The organism is Cyclobacterium sp. (assembly GCF_014762705.1).
In the GTDB taxonomy this organism is placed as follows: domain Bacteria; phylum Bacteroidota; class Bacteroidia; order Cytophagales; family Cyclobacteriaceae; genus Cyclobacterium.
On the sequence record NZ_JABURL010000003.1, the window covers coordinates 1 to 1740 of the forward strand.

1 protein-coding gene is annotated in these 1740 nt (G+C 46.7%); it reads right to left on the reverse strand.

The window, feature by feature from the left end; translation table 11 throughout:
• The coding region (locus tag HUJ21_RS00015) for an IS1182 family transposase (RefSeq protein ID WP_291366225.1) at window positions 1-1653 on the reverse strand (1653 nt) is incomplete at its 3' end.
• Window positions 1654-1740 lie beyond the last annotated feature (87 nt).

Here is a 1740-nt window from a genome sequence, read left to right on the forward strand (position 1 = left end):
GGAATATTCGGAAAAGTTTGAATCTCCAATATTTCGTAGCACTGATAAACAATAAGTGGGATTTTCGCCCAAAAGTACCGCTATGTAAACCGGTTTTGGAGATGCGAAGACCATTTTAGCTGGAAAGACTGCTGCTGCCATTAGCTTCCTTAGGTTATGACCGAGTGCCATCAGCATAAATTCCATTGTTACCTTTTCTAATCCATTGAAAGTGAATCGGTTAAACTTATTGTTGCTTTTCAGCTGGCCGAACACGGCTTCAGGTTCTATCGGGCGATTGCTGCGGTGGATAAGTCCCTTTTCGCTGGTCAGTAGCTCCCTTGCCTTCGCCTTCAGCCCGTTGAGGCGGTGGTTTACTTCAATTTTCCGATTTCCCTGCCCCTGGTGGCACATCCCCCGGAGTGGGCAGCCTTCACACTGCCGTGCCTGATAGTATGTGATCCGGGATTCATACCCGTTTGCCGAAACCCTTTTGCCGGTCCCCGTCTTTTCCATCCTTTGGCCCATCGGGCATACATAAAAATCCTCCTCCGCATTGTAAAACAGGTTCTGGGCAAGAAAGGGGTTTTCTTTTGTTTTCCTTTTCTGCTCCTTGTGGAAGTAATTGTACTTTACGTAAGGTGTAACTCCCTTTTTATCAAGCATTTCGTAGTTTTCCTCACTGCCATATCCAGCATCGGCCACCACTTCGGTACTCTGTCTGTCGAAGGCGTTTTCGAACCCCTCCAGATGGGTTTTCAGCGTAGTGGTGTCCCCAGGTGTCTGGTGGATGGAAACATGTGTGATGAACTGGTTTTCCGTGGATATCTGCGCATTGTAGGCGGGCTTTAGCTGCCCGTTCTTCATGTGGTCGTCCTTCATCCGCATAAAGGTGGCATCTCGGTCGGTCTTGCTATAAGAGTTCCTCCGGCCCATCGTCTTGAGGTCATGCTCATATTTTTCCAGTTTGGGGAGATGCTCTTTCTGGAGCTTCCGCAGTTCCTTTTCCTGTTTTTTGGTAGGTTCTTTCAGCTTTTTGTTCAGCTCGGCTAGTTTTTCCCGCAGTTCATCAGAATTGATCTTCCTGGGAAGCTCCTCTTTGTTGATTTCCTGATTATCAGACTGAATGCTGCTTTCGATGTCCGAAAGAACTGTGCCGATCTTGGCTTCCAGGTTTTCCTTGTACTTCTCTACCGAACCCTTCCAGACGAAGGTATACCGGTTGGATCTTGCCTCGATCTTAGTGCCATCGATGTACTGCACATCAAGGCTCACATAGCCCATCCCGACAAGCATTTTCACCACTTCGGCGAATAGCCTTTGGATGTGGTCCTTCAATATTTTTCCCCTGAAGTCGTTGATGGTCCTGAAGTCGGGCGTGGAATTGCCCGCTATATACATAAAATGGATATTTTCAGTAAGTGCCTTAGCGATCTTGCGGCAAGAATATACATTAGACAAGTAGCTGTAAAAAAGCACTTTGATCATCATTCTGGGATGGTAGGCGGAGGTGCCGCCTCCTTTGTACATCTTTATTATTTCGCTGATATCCAGCGAGTCCACAACCGAATCTACAAGGCGTACGGGATGGTTGTCGGCAATTCTGTCAAAAATGTTGACCGGGAAGAGTTCAGGACTCTTGCCGGTTTGGTTTTTAAAAACTAACTTGGCCATAGTTGCTTTTTTGTACAACTCCAAAATACCATTTTTGGAGAAAAAAAACAACTAAATTAGAGGCTGCCCGACTTTTCGGACAGCCTC